Genomic DNA, 14,293 nt, shown 5'->3' with positions numbered 1-14,293 from the left:
CCTTTGCTCTACGCTTGGTAACTCCGCAACAATCACAACGACCAGGAGACACATCATGCGTTATGCACATCCCGGCACCGAAGGCGCGAAGGTCAACTTCAAGAGCCGCTACGGCAACTACATCGGTGGTGAGTTCGTGGCGCCGGTGAAGGGGCAGTATTTCGAGAACACCTCCCCGGTCAACGGCAAGCTGATCGCCGAGTTCCCCCGCTCCACCGCCGAAGACATCGAAAAGGCCCTCGACGCGGCCCACGCTGCCGCCGATGCCTGGGGCCGCACTTCGGTGCAGGACCGTTCCAACGTCCTGCTGCGCATCGCCGACCGCATCGAACAGAACCTCGAGCTGCTGGCCATCACCGAAACCTGGGACAACGGCAAGCCAATCCGCGAGACCCTCAACGCCGACATCCCACTGGCGGTCGATCACTTCCGCTACTTCGCCGGCTGCATCCGCGCCCAGGAAGGCGGCGCCGCAGAGATCAACGAAAACACCGTGGCCTATCACATCCACGAGCCGCTGGGCGTGGTCGGGCAGATCATCCCGTGGAACTTCCCGCTGCTGATGGCCGCCTGGAAGCTTGCCCCGGCCCTCGCTGCTGGCAACTGCGTGGTGCTCAAGCCCGCCGAGCAGACCCCGTTGGGCATCAGCGTGCTGATGGAACTGATCGGCGACCTGCTGCCCAAGGGCGTGCTCAACGTGGTGCAAGGCTACGGCCGTGAAGCGGGCGAAGCCCTGGCCACCAGCAAGCGCATCGCCAAGATCGCCTTCACCGGCTCTACCCCGGTGGGCGCGCACATCATGAAATGCGCCGCCGAGAACATCATCCCCTCCACCGTCGAGCTGGGCGGCAAGTCGCCGAACGTGTACTTCGAGGACATCATGCAGGCCGAGCCGAGCTTCATCGACAAGGCGGCCGAAGGCATGGTGCTGGCGTTCTTCAACCAGGGCGAGGTGTGCACCTGCCCATCGCGTGCCCTGGTGCAGGAGTCAATCTACCCGCAGTTCATGGAAGTGGTGATGAAGAAGGTGCTGCAGATCAAGCGCGGCGACCCACTGGACACCGACACCATGGTCGGCGCCCAGGCTTCGCAGCAGCAGTTCGAGAAGATCCAGTCCTACCTTAAGATCGCCCAGGAAGAGGGCGCGGAGCTGCTCACCGGCGGCAAGGTGGAGCAACTCGAAGGCGCGCTGGCCAGCGGTTACTACATCCAGCCGACCCTGCTCAAAGGCAACAACAAGATGCGCGTGTTCCAGGAGGAGATCTTCGGCCCGGTGGTCAGCGTCACCACCTTCAAGGACGAGGCCGAGGCCCTGGCGATTGCCAACGACACCGAGTTCGGCCTGGGTGCCGGCGTGTGGACCCGCGACATCAACCGCGCCTATCGCATGGGTCGCGGCATCAAGGCCGGCCGCGTATGGACCAACTGCTACCACCTGTACCCGGCGCATGCCGCGTTCGGTGGCTACAAGAAGTCCGGCGTCGGCCGTGAAACCCACAAGATGATGCTCGACCACTACCAGCAGACCAAGAACCTGCTGGTGAGCTACGACATCAACCCGCTGGGCTTCTTCTAGATCGTGGATTAGGGCTGCTTTGCAGCCCTTTCGCCGCGGTTCGTCGCCACGACAAGCCGGCTCCCACAGGGACTGCGCATTGCTCTGTGGGAGCTGGCTTGCCAGCGATGAAGCAACCACCGTTATCAGGCCATTTGCGGTTGCCGTGCAGCACCTGCTCTGGCTCGCTTCCTGCAGTACCTATCACCATCGGCCCGGAACCCTTCCGGCCACCAAGAAGAAAAACAGGTGAATCCATGCCAAGCGATCATTCCGCCGGCGCGCCGGCAAGCTCCTCCGTCGACTTCGAAAAGGTCGGCTCGGACTATTTCCAGCAACGTGAACTGAAGAAAGGCGCCGCCGGCTGGGTCCTGCTGGTGGGCCTGGGCGTGGCCTATGTGATCTCCGGCGACTACGCCGGCTGGAACTTCGGCCTGGCACAAGGCGGCTGGGGCGGCATGTTCCTCGCCACCCTGCTGATGGCCACCATGTACCTGTGCATGTGCTTTTCTCTGGCGGAACTGTCGTCGATGATCCCCACCGCCGGCGGCGGCTACGGCTTCGCCCGCAGCGCCTTCGGCCCCTGGGGCGGCTTCCTCACCGGCACGGCGATCCTCATCGAGTACGCCATCGCGCCCGCAGCCATCGCCGTGTTCATCGGTGCCTACTGCCAGTCGCTGTTCGGTATCGGCGGCTGGATGATCTACCTGGCCTTCTACATCGTGTTCATCGGCATCCACATCTTCGGGGTCGGCGAGGCGCTGAAGCTGATGTTCATCATCACCGCGGTCGCCGCCATCGCCCTGGCCGTATTCCTGATCGGCATGGTGCCGCATTTCGATGCAGCGAACCTGTTCGACATCGCCAAGACCGACGCCGTTGGCGCCAGCAGCTTCCTGCCGTTCGGCTATGTCGGCGTCTGGGCGGCGATCCCCTATGCAATCTGGTTCTTCCTCGCGGTCGAAGGCGTGCCACTGGCCGCCGAAGAGACCAAGAACCCTAAGCGTGACCTGCCCCGTGGCCTGATCGGCGCGATGCTGGTGCTGCTGGCCTTCGCCTTGTTGATCCTGGTGGTCGGCCCCGGTGGCGCCGGTTCCGAAGCCCTCAAGGCCTCGGGCAACCCGCTGGTCGAGGCGCTGTCGAAGGCCTACGGCGGTTCGACCTGGATGGGCGGCTTCGTCAACCTGGTGGGCCTGGCCGGCCTGATCGCCAGTTTCTTCTCGATCATCTATGCCTATTCGCGGCAGATCTTCGCCCTTTCCCGCGCGGGCTACCTGCCACGCAAGCTGTCCGAAACCAACAAGAGCAAGGCCCCAGTGCTGGCCCTGGTGATCCCCGGGATCATCGGCTTCGCCCTGTCGCTGACCGGCCAGGGCGACCTGCTGATCCTGGTGGCGGTGTTCGGCGCCACGCTGTCCTACGTGCTGATGATGGCCGCGCACATCACCCTGCGTATCCGTCGCCCTAAAATGGAGCGTCCGTACCGCACCCCCGGCGGCATCTTCACTTCGAGCGTGGCCCTGGTGCTGGCCTGCATCGCCGTGGTCGCCGGTTTCCTGGTCGACCCCCGGGTGGTGATTGGCGCCGCGGTGATCTATGCAGTATTAATTGCCTACTTTGCGTTCTACAGCCGCCACCACCTGGTGGCCGGTACACCGGAAGAGGAATTCGCCGCGATCCAGAAGGCCGAAGAGGCCCTGCACTGATTGCCGACTTGCGCCGCAGGCCAGTCCTGCGGCGCCCTGGAGATTCTGTATGGCAAGTTTCACGCATACCGTGGGCCACCAGGTCTACCGCTTCGACAGCCTCAAGGACGTGATGGCCAAGGCCAGCCCGGCACGCTCGGGCGACTACCTGGCCGGCGTCGCCGCCAGTAACGACGGCGAGCGGGTGGCCGCGCAGATGGCCCTGGCCAACATCCCGCTCAAGCATTTTCTCAGCGAAGCGCTGATCCCCTACGAACAGGACGAAGTCACCCGCCTGATCATCGACACCCACGACACCGCAGCCTTCGCCACGGTCAGCCACCTGACCGTCGGCGGCTTGCGCGACTGGCTGCTCAGCGACCAGGCCGACGAACACAGCCTCAGGGCCCTGGCCCCTGGCTTGACGCCGGAAATGGCCGCCGCGGTGTCGAAGATCATGCGCGTGCAGGACCTGGTGCTGGTGGCGCAGAAGATCCGCGTGGTCACCGCGTTCCGCGGCACCATGGGGCTGCGCGGGCGGCTGTCGACCCGCCTGCAGCCCAACCACCCCACCGACGAGCCAGCCGGTATCGCCGCGAGCATTCTCGACGGCCTGCTGTACGGCAACGGCGATGCGATGATCGGCATCAACCCGGCCACCGACAGCATCGCCTCGATCTGCGCGCTGCTGGAAATGCTCGACGCCATCATCCAACGTTACGACATCCCCACCCAGTCCTGCGTGCTGACCCACGTCACCACCTCGATCGAGGCGATCAACCGCGGTGTGCCGCTGGACCTGGTGTTCCAGTCCATCGCCGGCACCGAGGCGGCCAACGCCGGCTTCGGCATCAACCTCAACGTGCTGCAGGAAGGCTACGAGGCCGGCCTGTCACTCAAGCGCGGCACGGTCGGGCAGAACCTGATGTACTTCGAGACCGGCCAAGGCAGCGCCCTGTCGGCCAACGCCCACCACGGTGTCGACCAGCAGACCTGCGAAACCCGCGCCTACGCCGTGGCCCGCCACTTCAAGCCGTTCCTGGTCAACACCGTGGTTGGCTTCATCGGCCCTGAGTACCTGTACAACGGCAAGCAGATCATCCGCGCCGGCCTCGAGGACCACTTCTGCGGCAAGCTGCTGGGCGTGCCGATGGGCTGCGACATCTGCTACACCAACCACGCCGAAGCCGACCAGGACGACATGGACACCCTGCTCACCCTGCTGGGCGTCGCCGGGATCAACTTCATCATGGGCATCCCCGGCTCCGACGACATCATGCTCAACTACCAGACCACCTCGTTCCACGACGCGCTCTATGCCCGCCAGACCCTGGGCCTGAAGCCCGGGCCGGAATTCGAGGCGTGGCTGGAACGTACCGGTATCTTCACCCAGGCCGATGGCCGCATCCGCTTCGGCGACAACCTGCCGGAGGCCTTCCGCCAGGCCCTGGCACAGCTGGCCTAGAGGTGAGCATGGAACGACACACCCCCACCCCCGACAACCCCTGGCTGGCCCTGCGCAACCTCACCCCCGCGCGTATCGCCCTCGGGCGCACCGGTATCAGCCTGCCGACCGGCGCCCAACTGGACTTCCAGTTCGCCCATGCCCAGGCCCGCGACGCCGTGCACCTGCCCTTCGACCACGTCGGCCTGCGCCAGCAGCTCAGCGAGCGCGGGCGCGACAGCCTGCTGCTGCACAGCGCCGCCAGCGACCGCCACCAGTACCTGCAACGCCCGGACCTGGGCCGCCGCCTGCACGAGGACTCGGCCCAGTGCCTGCGCGAGCACGCCCAGGCCAACCCCGGCGGCGTCGACCTGGCGATCGTTGTGGCCGATGGCCTGTCGGCGCTGGCCGTGCACCGCCACACTCTGCCCTTCCTGAGCCGTTTCGAGGAGCAGGCCGCCGCCGATGGCTGGAGCAGCGCCCCAGTGATTCTGGTGGAGCAGGGCCGGGTCGCGGTGGCCGACGAAGTGGGTGAGCTGCTCGGCGCGCGCATGACGGTGATGCTGATCGGCGAACGCCCAGGCCTGAGCTCACCCGACAGCCTGGGCCTGTACTTCACCTACGCACCCAAGGTCGGCCTGACCGACGCCTACCGCAACTGCATTTCCAATGTACGCCTCGAAGGCCTGAGCTACGGCATGGCCGCTCATCGCCTGCTGTACCTGATGCGCGAGGCCTGCAGGCGCCAGCTTTCGGGGGTGAATCTGAAGGACGAAGCCGAGGTCCATAGTATCGACAGCGAAGATTCTGCCGGGAAAAGCGGAAACTTCCTGCTCGGTGAAGGGTAAAAAACATGTCACCGAAGGCGGATTGCGCTTCTAGCCTGCTTTAGGCAGCATGCCAGTGGACGCTGCTGGCAATCCGCCGTATTCCCAATGGACTCAGAGGCCCGCCCATGCGCATTATCCAGGCAACCTTGGAACACCTCGACCTGCTCACCCCGCTGTTCGTGAAATACCGCGAGTTCTATGGGCAACTGCCTTACCCGGACAGTTCGCGGGCCTTCCTTGAGAAGCGCCTCAAGCGCAAGGAGTCGATCATCTACCTGGCCCTGCCGGATGATGGCGATGACCGCCTGATGGGCTTCTGCCAGCTCTACCCGAGCTTCTCGTCGCTGTCGCTCAAGCGCGTGTGGATCCTCAACGATATCTACGTCGCCGAAGACTCGCGGCGCATGCTGGTAGCCGACAACCTGATGCGCGAGGCCAAGAAGATGGCCAAGAAATCCAACGCCGTGCGCTTGCGCGTGTCCACCAGCAGCGACAACGAAGTGGCTCAGAAGACCTACGAATCCATGGGCTTTCGCAAAGACACCGAGTTCGAGAACTACATCCTGCCGATCAGCCAGGATTGAGCAAGCCACGTACCGGGGAGCGGGCTTGTAGCGCGGTTGCCGCGATGGCCCCAGCGCGGGGCAAGCCCGCTCCCATGAACACGAAAGCGATCCCACAGTCGTAACCCCTCGCTACAAACTCTCCGGGCACGATCTGGACTTCGCCGTATAATCCCCCTCCTGTCATGTGAGAAAAGTTACCGGCACAACCGGTAAACCCTCCCCAACCATGGCGCTGTCCGTCATCGCGTGCCCGTGGAAGCGGGTCAAGAACACAGGTGCTGTACATGGATTTCAACCCGCTGGACCTCATCCTGCATCTCGATGCCTACCTCGATCTGCTGGTCAACAACTACGGTCCCTGGATCTACGCCATCCTTTTCGCGGTGATCTTCTGCGAGACCGGCCTGGTGGTCATGCCGTTCCTGCCGGGTGACTCGCTGCTGTTCATCGCCGGCGCCGTGGCCGCCGGTGGCGGGATGGACCCGGCGCTGCTGGCCGGCCTGCTGATGGCCGCGGCAATCCTCGGCGACAGCACCAACTACGTGATCGGGCGCACGGCGGGCGAACGCCTGTTCCGCAACCCCAACTCGAAGATCTTCCGCAAGGACTACCTGCAGCGCACCCACGACTTCTACGAGCGCCATGGCGGCAAGACCGTTACCCTGGCGCGCTTCCTGCCGATCCTGCGTACCTTCGCGCCGTTCGTCGCCGGTATCGCCCACATGCACTACCCGCGCTTCCTGGCCTTCAGCGTGGCCGGCACGCTGCTGTGGGTGGGCGGCCTGGTAACGCTGGGCTACTTCTTCGGCAACGTGCCGTTCATCAAGCAGCACCTGTCGCTGATGGTGGTGGCGATCATCCTGCTGTCGCTGGTGCCGATGATCCTCGGCCTGCTGCGCGGCCGCTTCGGTCGCACGGCCAAGGCCCACTGACCTGGGCATGTGGTCGTTCAGCGCCTGGCGGCGCCGGCGCACCCTGGCCCGCTATCCGGTCGATCCACAGCTGTGGCAGGTGATCCGTGATCGCCTGCCGCTGCTCGACGGCATCAGCGACGAAGAAGACCGCTGGTTGCGTGACGCCTGCGTGCTGTTCCTGCGCGACAAGCACCTGACCACCCTGCCCGGCGTCGAGCTGGACGACGAGCAGCGCCTGTTCCTCGCCGCCCAGGCCCAGTTACCGCTGCTGCACCTGGGCGAACTGAACTGGTACCAGGGCTTCCACGAGATCATCCTCTACCCGGACGACTTCAAGAGCCCCCAGCGCCACCGCGACAGCAGCGGGGTCGAGCATGTCTGGGACGCCGAGCACAGCGGCGAAGCCTGGCAGCAGGGGCCGGTGATCCTCGCCTGGCCCGGCGTCCTGAGCAGCGGCGGCTGGGAGGCCTACAACCTGGTCATCCACGAACTGGCGCACAAGCTGGACATGCTCAATGGCGATGCCAACGGCCTGCCACCCTTGCACAACGGCATGCGCGTGGAGGACTGGGCCCAAGCCATGCAGCAGGCCTACGACGAGCTGAACCGCCAGCTCGACGCCAACCCCGACGCCGAGACGGCCATCGACCCCTATGCCGCGGAAAACCCGGCTGAGTTCTTCGCCGTCACCAGCGAATACTTCTTCAGCGCGCCCGACCTGTTGCATGAGGCCTACCCGAAGGTCTACCAGCAGCTGTCGCTGTTCTACCGCCAGGATCCGCTGAGCCGCCTGGCACGTCTGCAGGCCGAGCACCCGGACTACCGCGCCAGCCACGGCTGAACGCCGCGCATCAGGCCGGGCGTGGCACCCACTGTGGGAATGTGCCTATAATCGCCGCCACTTTTTTGATCAAACACGGGGGCATTGCCCAATGAGCTACAGCAAGATTCCAGCCGGCAAAGACCTGCCGAACGACATCTACGTCGCCATCGAGATCCCGGCCAACCATGCGCCGATCAAGTACGAGATCGACAAGGACAGCGACACCCTGTTCGTCGACCGCTTCATGGCCACCCCAATGTTCTACCCGGCCAACTACGGCTTCATCCCCAACACCCTGGCCGACGACGGTGATCCGCTGGACGTGCTGGTCGTGACCCCGTACCCGGTCGCGCCAGGCTCGGTGATCCGCGCCCGTCCGGTTGGCGTGCTGAACATGACCGACGACGGCGGCGGCGACGCCAAGGTCATCGCCGTTCCTCACGACAAGCTGTCGCAGTTGTACGTCGACGTGAAGGAATACACCGACCTGCCTGCCCTGCTGATCCAGCAGATCGAGCACTTCTTCGCGAACTACAAGGATCTCGAGAAGGGCAAGTGGGTCAAGATCGAAGGCTGGGACGGCGCCGACGCCGCCCGCGCCGCGATCACCAAGTCGGTCGCAGCCTACAAGGGCTGAACCTGACACGAAGAAAACCCTGCTCCGGCAGGGTTTTTTTATGGGCACCGTCAGCCACCCGGCAGCGGGCCTGAGGCAACGTGTTGGCCCTGCAATTGGGCACCATATCGAATCTTCCTACCTGATCCTCAGCTACCACCTACAAATCGCCATATTTCCTACAAATACCCTCGACATCGGGTTGATTTCCACACCGTTCGACGGGAGATAGACTCGCCGTCATGAAAACATCCGGTGACCGTCTCAAAGCCCTCCTGCTGGAGTGCAACCTGACCCCTTCCGACTTTGCCGCGCAGCGCAAGGTCACGCCGCAGCACGTCAACAACTGGTTCAAACGCGGCGTGCCCCAGGCCAGGCTCGACGAGCTCGCCGACCTGTTCTGCGTGCGCAGGCGCTGGCTGCGCAGTGGCGAGGGCCCGAAGCATCCGACACCGCTCGCACCCGCCCGCTGCGTGCCCCAGGGCATTGCACTGCCACCGCCGCTGCTGGGCCTGGACACAGGCATGGCGCACCTGCCCCTGCATCACCTGCAGCAGGGCAGCCTGCAGGCGCTGCCGGGGCATTACCAGCCGGTTCCCCGCCGAGCCCTGGACGCCTTGCAGGTGTCGACGGAAAAAGCCATCTGCCTCGGTATGCCCGGCAACAACATGCTGCCCCTGCTGCCGGAGGGCACCCTGCTAGCCGTCGACCGCAGCTTCACCCGGGTGGTCGAAGGCGAATGCTACGCACTGCTGCACAATGGCCGCCTGCGGGTGCACCATCTCACCCTGGGCCAGAACGGCACGCTGTGCCTGCACAGCCATGACCGCCTCAACCACCCCTGCGAACGCTACACGGCCTATCAACGCCGCGTGCAGAAGGTGGAAATCCTCGGCTGGGTGTTCTGGTGGTCGTGCCTGCGTCCTGCGCGCCCAGGCTGAAACACCTCGCACCACTTTTTGCTGGGCAGGGGCCACACACACGGGTATGCTACGCGGCACATCATGCCCCCTGATGGTGCAAGCCGCATTCCAGAGGGCCTGGCGACGCCTCACACAGCCGTCCGCCATCTTTTTCAGGCCATGTTGCCAACCGTTTAAGGCGGTTGCGGCTTATCAAAAATGAGCCAAGACCGTCCCCGAGAAGCCGGCCACAAGCCGGCTTTTTAATGCCTGTCGACAAGCAAGGCACCCCTCAGAATCGCGCCACCATCCCCACCCGCCAGGTCCGTCCAGGTGCCGGCATGAAGCTCTGCGCCAGCGGATCCAGGTAGTAGCGGTCCGTCAGGTTCTGCACCGACACGTTCAGCTCGGTGTGCTCCAGCACCTTGTACTTGAGGAACAGGTCGAACAGCGCCACCGAGCGGTAGTCGATCTGCGGCGTGGTCGCGCCGGTCTGCCAGGGCTTGTCCATCTGCGCGGTAGGCCCCGAGGTATAGGTCATGCGCCCGCCCACGGTCAGCGCCTCATCGAAGAAGCGCAAGCCGGTCAGCAGGTTGGCCGAGAAGCGTGGCGGGTTCTGCGTGTTGGTGTAAGAGCCCATGTAGCTGCCCGGCGTGCAGTCCGGGGTGTCGTGGGTGCGCTGGTACTGATTGGCGCTGGCGCGCAACTTGCCGGCAAAGGCTGCGTCGCAGGTCTCGGTCATCAGGTAGTAGGTGGCCGACAGGTCGGCAAACACCCGCCCGGCATCGTAGTGCGACTGCAACTCCAGGCCGCGGGTGTGGAAGCTGTCGGTGTTGCTGAACGTCATCTGCCCCCACAGCCCCGGGCTTGGGTCGTAGTAGCGGGTGATGTAGTGCTTGATGTCATTGTCGAACCAGGCCAGCTTGGCCGACGCCTCGTCGCCCGCGGTCAGCAGGTCGCTGCGCAAGGCACTCACGCCGACTTCCCAGCTGCGTGAGCGCTCGGGCTTGAGGTGCTTGCCCGGGGTGACCTGCTGGGTGCCCTGGCTGGTCTCGAACAGCGAAGGCAGGCGCAGGCCTTGGGTATAGGAGGCATACACGAAGGTGTCGGGGAGGAACTCGACGTTGATGCCGAAAGCCGGCGAGAAGCCTCCGCCGCTGCTCTTACCCTGCGGGGTGTAGTTGTAGCCGGTGGTCACATTGCTGACGCCTTCCGGGTGGACGACCACATTGGTCGCGCCGGACTCGTTGAACGGCACGCCATTGAACGGCTCGTTGCTGTTCTCGAAGACGATGCCATTGTTCAGGCGCGGGTCGGTGGCGTCGGTGTACTGGCCGTTCTGGTCCGGGAACCACATCATGCTGCCCCAGTGCCCCGGGCTGCTGGCGGTGATCCAGCGCATTTCGCGCTCCTCGCGCCGCGCCTCGGCCAGCACCGTGTTGTCCTTGGTGCGGTAGTGGGCATAGCGGCCGCCGCCCCACAGCGTCACCGCCTCGATGGGTTTGTACTCCAGGTTGCCGTTGAAGCTGAACTCCTGGCGCGACGCATCGCGCAACATGCGGTTGGCGTTGATGTCGTGCTGGGTGGCCACCACGTTCTTCTGCGGCTGCAGGTCTTCGAGCTGGAACGCACCGCCCAGGTCGAGCTTGAAATCGCCATGGTCGGTGCTGAAGCGCGACACATTGCTCAGGTCGCCGCCGATGCGACGATTGTCCTGGCGCGACCAGGCACGGTCGGTGCGGAACAACTGCGACTTGGGCGCCATCCAGGCCGCGCTCAAGGTGCTGGTCTTCGAGTCGGTCATCCACAGGTTGCTGGTGAGGTCCACCCACGGATTGCCTTCGGGCAGGTAGTGATAGCGCGCAGTGTAGGTGTCGATCTCGATTTCGCTGGTGGGGTACTGGTAGATGCCCGCGGTGCCGTAGCGGAAGATATCCGACGGCATGATCTCGCCCATGTGCCCGTCGAAGCGCCGGTAGCCGAGGTCCAGGGTGTGGTCATCGGCCAGCCGCCAGGTGGTCTTGAGCAGGTAGGAGTCGGTCTCGGCCGAAGAGTTGAGCACTTCCTCGCCGGCATTGTAGGTGTTGGCGACACTGGCCTGCTCCTCGCCCCAGCGATCGTAGAGGCGGTAACGGTCCAGGCCCTTCTTGCCAGAGAAGTAGTTGCCTTGGTTGCGGTGCGCGTAGGCCGCCACCAGGTCGAATCGCTCGTGGGAATAGGCAAAGGCGGCGCTGCCCGATTCGGCCTTGGAGCCGAACAGGCTGCCGCGCTCATCACGCGGTGCTGCACTCAGGTCCTCATCGCGGGAATGGCGGTTGCGGTGCTCGGGTTCGGCGCCGTTGTTCCACAGGTTGCCGGTCAGGCGCACGCCGACGTCCTTGCCATCGACCAGGATGTCATCGACGCCGATGGTCTTCATCTCCACCGAACCGCCAATCGCCCCCGAGCGGGTGCTGGGGCCCTTGTTCACGGTGACGCTGCTGATCAGGTCGGGGTCGATGTAGCTGCGCTGCTGGGTGCCGCCGTAGCCCCGGTAGACATCCACCGCCTGCTCCGAGCCATCGACCCTGACCGCGACCCGGCTTTGCCCCTGGATGCCGCGAATATTGACGTCCAGCGCGCCGCCGTTGCGGCTGTCGCCCACCTGCACGCCGGCCACGCCCTTGAGCATGTCGCCCACCGACACGGTGCTGAAGCGGTCGAGGTCTTCACGCGACAGGTGCACCGTCGAACGCGGTGCGCGGTAGGTGTCACGCTGCGGGTCGACCATTTCGCTGGAGGCGACCACGGTAGGTGTCAGCTCCGTTGCCGCCGCCGATGCCTGAGCCTGCGGAATGAGGATGTATGCCCCCCGTGAGTTCGGCAGCAGTTGCAGGCCGGTATGGGCTAGCAGGCGCCGGGCGCCCTCCTGCACCGTAAAGCGCCCCTTGAGCGCTGGCGCGGCGCGGCCGCGGGTCAGGTCGGGGTCATAGGACAGCAACAGCCCCGATTGCTTGGCGAACACGCCCAGCGAGGTGCCCAGCGGCCCCTGGGCGATATCGTAGTCGCGGCGCGTGGCGTCGTCGGGCCGGGTGTTCTCGGTTGCCGCCGGGGCGGCCTGGGCCAGGCTTGCGCCAGAGCCCAGCAAGCAGCCGAGCACCGCGCACCGTACGGCGAAGCTGATCGGGGACAAGCGTTGCAATGGGCGCGAAACAGGGGGAAGCCGATAGCTGGCGGGCATGCTTTTCTCGCTCGTGAGGTCAGTGCCCGGCACTCGATGCGGGCTTGCACCCCTTCTGTCGCACGACAGCGAAAAAGGTATATGCGTGCGATTCGCATTTTCACTTGATCTTGTGATTTAGCCAAATCTAGTGATAATTGTTTGCATTTACACCCTTAGCCCCGCTGCCATGACCCTCTTCAAGAACCCGCCACGGCACATCGAGCACTGCGCCGTGACCACGCTGTACGTCGAGCACCACGCCTGGTTGCGCGGCTGGCTGGCGTATCGCTTGCGCTCCTGGGGGCGTGGCGTGGCCGATGACCTGGCCCAGGACATTTTCGTGCGCGTGCTGGCCAGCCGCGACACCACCCAGCCTGATACCCTGCGCCAGCCACGTGCCTACCTGGCCCGTATCGCCAATTGCGTGCTGGTCAGCTGGCGTCGACGGCACTCCCTTGAGCAGGCCTGGCTCGAGGCCCTGGCGTTGGTGCCCGAAGTCGAACATCCGTCGCCCGAGCAGCAGAGCGTGATTCTCGAGACCCTGCACGAGGTCGATGCCGTGCTCGACAGCCTGCGGCCACGGGTCAGGCAAGCCTTTCTGATGGCAACGCTGGACGGCATGAAGCAGAAAGACATCGCCCAGGCACTGAACATCGCCTTGCCGACGGTGAAGAAATACATTCACGAGGGCTACGTCGCCTGCCTGAGCCAGATGCCCGATGAGTGAACAGCCCCCCATAGCCCAGGCCATTCTCGCCCAGGCCGCCGCCTGGCTGCTGTTGATGCAGGAAGGACCACTGACGCCGGCGCAACGGCTCGAACTGGAGCACTGGCGATACCGCGATGCCGAGCACGAACGCGCCTGGAACCGGGCGCAGCGCCTGCTCTCCCGCCTCGGCTCCTTGCCTCCCACCCTGGCCCGACAGACGCTGGTGCGCCCGGACAGCAGCCGGCGCACCGTGCTGCGCAGCCTGCTGGTGTTGCTGGGCGCGGCCCCCCTGGGCTGGTGGGCATGGCGGCGCAGCGAGGGTGGCATCGACTACCTCACCGCCCGGGGCGAGCGCCGGGATGTGCTGCTGGCCGACGGCACCCAGGTTTCTCTCAACAGCGACAGCGAGCTGAGCGTGCGCTTCACGGCCGAGCAGCGCCTGCTGCACCTGCGCCGGGGCGAGATATACATCGTCACCGCGGCGGACCCGTCGCGGCCTTTGCGGGTGCGCACCGGGCAAGGCGTCATGCAGGCGTTGGGCACCCGTTTCAGCGTGCGCCAGTTCCCCCAGAAGACCCTGCTCGCGGTCTACGAAGGCGCCGTCCAGGTCCAGCCCGAAGCCGTCGGCGGTGTCATCGTCCAGGCAGGCTCGCAGCTGCGCTTCAGCCGTGATCGATTCGATCCACTGGAGGATGCACGCGACGCTCAGCTGGCCTGGCGCAATGGCCTGCTGGTAATCGACGAGATGCCATTGCTGCAATGGACCCAGGAGCTGATGCGCTACAGCGACCAGCGCCTGGTCTGCGACCCGGCGTTGGCCGAGTTGCGGGTATCGGGCAGTTTCCCGATCGATGACCTGCCCCTGGCCCTGGCCATGTTGGCGCAGAGCCATAAGCTGCGTATCCGCAGCGAGGCCGGGGGGACATTCATCAGCCGCTGACATTACACAGCCGCTTGTGTCTTGAAAGGCTCTTAGACTGAAGGGGTGAGAGCGGTGGATGGCAGACTGCAAGCCGGCGGTGCCCTAGAGCACGTGTGGGAGCATAG

The 14,293-nt window shown here is 64.9% G+C and carries 12 protein-coding genes; 11 read left to right on the top strand and 1 reads right to left on the bottom strand.

Translation table 11 applies throughout. From position 1 onward, the window contains the following. The first annotated feature begins 55 nt into the window (after positions 1 to 55). The 9 genes from DFS21_RS22250 (at position 56) to DFS21_RS22210 (ending at position 9,374) form a co-directional block, all read left to right on the top strand. On the top strand, positions 56 to 1,576 hold the full coding sequence (locus tag DFS21_RS22250; RefSeq protein ID WP_110703259.1) for an aldehyde dehydrogenase family protein: 1,521 nt from the start codon (positions 56 to 58) through the stop codon (positions 1,574 to 1,576). Positions 1,577 to 1,812: 236 nt separating this feature from the next. Next, positions 1,813 to 3,261 carry an ethanolamine permease gene (eat, locus tag DFS21_RS22245; protein ID WP_110703262.1) on the top strand — a complete coding sequence of 483 codons (1,449 nt, stop codon included), beginning with the start codon at positions 1,813 to 1,815 and terminating at the stop codon, positions 3,259 to 3,261. A gap of 49 nt (positions 3,262 to 3,310) precedes the next feature. Further along, positions 3,311 to 4,705, top strand: a complete 1,395-nt coding sequence (locus DFS21_RS22240; RefSeq protein WP_111533144.1) for an ethanolamine ammonia-lyase subunit EutB — start codon at positions 3,311 to 3,313, stop codon at positions 4,703 to 4,705. Between the two features lie 8 nt (positions 4,706 to 4,713). Continuing rightward, entirely contained in the window at positions 4,714 to 5,532 is an 819-nt protein-coding gene (gene eutC / locus DFS21_RS22235) for an ethanolamine ammonia-lyase subunit EutC (RefSeq protein WP_111533143.1), read from the top strand. A 107-nt stretch (positions 5,533 to 5,639) separates the two neighbouring features. Continuing rightward, positions 5,640 to 6,098 (top strand): N-acetyltransferase, encoded by a 459-nt coding sequence (locus DFS21_RS22230; protein ID WP_110704158.1) that lies wholly within the window; start codon positions 5,640 to 5,642, stop codon positions 6,096 to 6,098. 266 nt (positions 6,099 to 6,364) lie between these two features. Further along, the gene (locus tag DFS21_RS22225) at positions 6,365 to 7,012 is read left to right on the top strand and encodes a DedA family protein (protein WP_111533142.1); all 648 of its coding nucleotides are present in this window, start codon (positions 6,365 to 6,367) and stop codon (positions 7,010 to 7,012) included. 7 nt (positions 7,013 to 7,019) lie between these two features. Next, positions 7,020 to 7,835 carry a zinc-dependent peptidase gene (locus tag DFS21_RS22220; RefSeq protein WP_110704160.1) on the top strand — a complete coding sequence of 272 codons (816 nt, stop codon included), beginning with the start codon at positions 7,020 to 7,022 and terminating at the stop codon, positions 7,833 to 7,835. Between the two features lie 91 nt (positions 7,836 to 7,926). Then, entirely contained in the window at positions 7,927 to 8,454 is a 528-nt protein-coding gene (gene ppa, locus DFS21_RS22215) for an inorganic diphosphatase (RefSeq protein WP_016484715.1), read from the top strand. 221 nt (positions 8,455 to 8,675) lie between these two features. Beyond that, positions 8,676 to 9,374: an XRE family transcriptional regulator gene (locus DFS21_RS22210; RefSeq protein ID WP_110704162.1), complete on the top strand. Its 699-nt coding sequence runs from the start codon at positions 8,676 to 8,678 to the stop codon at positions 9,372 to 9,374. 253 nt (positions 9,375 to 9,627) lie between these two features. Here the strand turns inward: DFS21_RS22210 and DFS21_RS22205 are convergent, their stop codons facing one another. Next, entirely contained in the window at positions 9,628 to 12,555 is a 2,928-nt protein-coding gene (locus DFS21_RS22205) for a TonB-dependent receptor (RefSeq protein ID WP_111533141.1), read from the bottom strand. A 169-nt stretch (positions 12,556 to 12,724) separates the two neighbouring features. On the opposite strand from DFS21_RS22205, the gene DFS21_RS22200 reads away from it, so the two are divergent. Continuing rightward, complete coding sequence (locus tag DFS21_RS22200) at positions 12,725 to 13,264, top strand: sigma-70 family RNA polymerase sigma factor (RefSeq protein WP_111533140.1); 540 nt, start codon at positions 12,725 to 12,727, stop codon at positions 13,262 to 13,264. Then, on the top strand, positions 13,257 to 14,186 hold the full coding sequence (locus tag DFS21_RS22195; protein ID WP_111533139.1) for a FecR domain-containing protein: 930 nt from the start codon (positions 13,257 to 13,259) through the stop codon (positions 14,184 to 14,186). The genes DFS21_RS22200 and DFS21_RS22195 overlap by 8 nt, the downstream gene beginning before the upstream one ends. Positions 14,187 to 14,293: the final 107 nt, after the last annotated feature.

Source organism: Pseudomonas sp. 2848 (genome assembly GCF_003253945.1).
GTDB lineage: Bacteria > Pseudomonadota > Gammaproteobacteria > Pseudomonadales > Pseudomonadaceae > Aquipseudomonas.
Note: the sequence above shows the minus strand (reverse complement) of the source record. Positions and strands in the feature narration are given on the sequence as shown.

Coding starts and splice junctions, on each gene's coding strand:
- DFS21_RS22205 (WP_111533141.1), bottom strand. CDS start 12,555: ATGCCCGCCAGCTATCGGCTTCCCCCTGTTTCGCGCCCATTGCAACGC.
- DFS21_RS22200 (WP_111533140.1), top strand. CDS start 12,725: ATGACCCTCTTCAAGAACCCGCCACGGCACATCGAGCACTGCGCCGTG.
- DFS21_RS22210 (WP_110704162.1), top strand. CDS start 8,676: ATGAAAACATCCGGTGACCGTCTCAAAGCCCTCCTGCTGGAGTGCAAC.
- ppa (WP_016484715.1), top strand. CDS start 7,927: ATGAGCTACAGCAAGATTCCAGCCGGCAAAGACCTGCCGAACGACATC.
- DFS21_RS22250 (WP_110703259.1), top strand. CDS start 56: ATGCGTTATGCACATCCCGGCACCGAAGGCGCGAAGGTCAACTTCAAG.
- eutC (WP_111533143.1), top strand. CDS start 4,714: ATGGAACGACACACCCCCACCCCCGACAACCCCTGGCTGGCCCTGCGC.
- DFS21_RS22195 (WP_111533139.1), top strand. CDS start 13,257: ATGAGTGAACAGCCCCCCATAGCCCAGGCCATTCTCGCCCAGGCCGCC.
- DFS21_RS22240 (WP_111533144.1), top strand. CDS start 3,311: ATGGCAAGTTTCACGCATACCGTGGGCCACCAGGTCTACCGCTTCGAC.
- DFS21_RS22225 (WP_111533142.1), top strand. CDS start 6,365: ATGGATTTCAACCCGCTGGACCTCATCCTGCATCTCGATGCCTACCTC.
- eat (WP_110703262.1), top strand. CDS start 1,813: ATGCCAAGCGATCATTCCGCCGGCGCGCCGGCAAGCTCCTCCGTCGAC.
- DFS21_RS22220 (WP_110704160.1), top strand. CDS start 7,020: ATGTGGTCGTTCAGCGCCTGGCGGCGCCGGCGCACCCTGGCCCGCTAT.
- DFS21_RS22230 (WP_110704158.1), top strand. CDS start 5,640: ATGCGCATTATCCAGGCAACCTTGGAACACCTCGACCTGCTCACCCCG.